We start from the raw sequence: 1,794 nt of genomic DNA, 5'->3' as shown, positions 1-1,794 counted from the left end.
AAACGTCAGAGAAAAAGTTATTGCAGATCATCCTTCTTGGGCAGCCTGAGTTACGTGATATGTTGGCTCAAACTGAGCTTCGTCAGCTGGCTCAGAGAATCACAGCGCGTTACCACTTACAGTCTTTAAATCGCGTTGAACTTGGTGCTTACGTGTCTTGTCGCTTGGCTGTTGCTGGTAGGAAACCGCGCTTGTTTAGTGATAAAGCCTTGAACCGACTATACAAGCTCAGTGGCGGCGTTCCGCGTTTAATAAATTTGCTCTCTGATCGAGCGCTATTAGGCGCCTATGCAAGCAATTCAGATCAGGTTGAAGTTGAACATATCAAACGTGCTAACTACGAAATACTCGGTGAAAGTCGTTCTGCGTGGGAGCGTTTCGTCTTTCAATACGGGTATCGAGTAGTGGGTACCGCGTTGGGGATCACTTTGTTTGTTGGTCTCGGCGTATGGTCTAAGCCGTTTTTGGATAGCATCACGCCTTTTGTTGATTCGTCAGTAAATAGTGTCGTCGAAGTGACAAAATCTCCTGAGAAAACTATCTCGCATATAAATGAACAGAAGGATGAGGTTGATGTCGATCAATCTTCTGCACTTCAAACTCATGCACTTGTTTTAAAGCCAGAAAACGGAGAGCAGGTTTATATCAATGACTTTGAAGAAGCTTTGTCTTCATCACCAGAGTCGTTAGTAGCATATGTAGAAGCTCCTAATCCAGATACGCGCCTGCTACAACAGGTAATGGAGAAGAGTGCCCCTAAATCAGCCGGAAGCATCCCTCTTGCTGCTGTTAGTGTTGATTTAGGTGGCCGAGAAAAAGGTAAGAAAGATAAGTTACAAGCATTTCAGTCGCTTTTTGAAAGTTGGAATTTAAACTACGTTGAAGAGCCTTTCCAATTAGCATGCGAGTTTGCCCAAGTGAACGGACTTGCGTGTCTTCATAAGCAAGGAAATTGGCGTAGTTTGATACGTATTGACCGTCCTGCCGTACTCACATTGTTTAATAATCAAGGCCAGAAAATTCATGTTGCCTTGTTAAAGATCGAAGGTGATTTTGCTCTGGTAGAGCATTCGGGTGAAAAGTTTAGAACCTCTCTAGATGATATTGATCGTTATTGGTTAGGCGAGTATTCAGTGATATGGCAACTCCCTCCTTATAAGTCTGGAATCGTCACACCGGGACAACTTAAAGAAGGTGCATGGTTGGAGAAAGGCTTAGCCGAAATTAACCCTGAGACCAAAGACTTAAGCTTGCAAGAGCAAGTGATTGAATTTCAGCGTTCTATGGGGCTTGTTCCTGATGGTATCGCCGGTAGTCTGACCTTAATTCAAATGAATAATTTGTTGGAAACCGACGCACCAAAGTTATTAGGAAACTCATAACAAATGTCATACATACTAGAGGCCCTCGAACGCTCAGAACGGGAACGTCAGCAACAAGGCCAACCATCTTTTAGACAAGATCAGCACTTGTTGCATCTTCGCCAGCAAAAACGATTTCCTTGGATAGGGTTACTCGTAGCGGTTCTTTTCTTAAATGCACTGGTGTTTTTGTATATTCACTTTTCGTCTTCGTCTGTGATAGTTGAAACGGCAGCAGAGCATAAAACGCAGGCGCTAAATCAAACTCCAGTTGTGCCAAAAGCTAAAAAAATAGGGGCGATTGATCAAAAGTCTATTGAGCAGAATCCCCATACTTTGGTTGACGATAAATCGGTAAATCGACAGAAGTCTGAAGACGTAATCGTTTCGGTAGTAACAAAAGCCCAAGTGTCCGATCAAAATTCAGTGGAAG

2 protein-coding genes are annotated in these 1,794 nt (G+C 43.3%); both read left to right on the top strand.

The window, feature by feature from the left end; all coding sequences use genetic code 11:
• A partial coding sequence (locus A3739_RS29010) for an ExeA family protein (RefSeq protein ID WP_156502875.1) occupies nt 1-1,382 on the top strand: 1,382 nt, incomplete at its 5' end.
• Between the two features lie 3 nt (nt 1,383-1,385).
• A partial coding sequence (locus A3739_RS26570) for a hypothetical protein (RefSeq protein WP_197472608.1) occupies nt 1,386-1,794 on the top strand: 409 nt, incomplete at its 3' end.

The sequence above is a fragment of the Oleiphilus sp. HI0067 genome, assembly GCF_001635735.1.
Note: the sequence above shows the minus strand (reverse complement) of the source record. Positions and strands in the feature narration are given on the sequence as shown.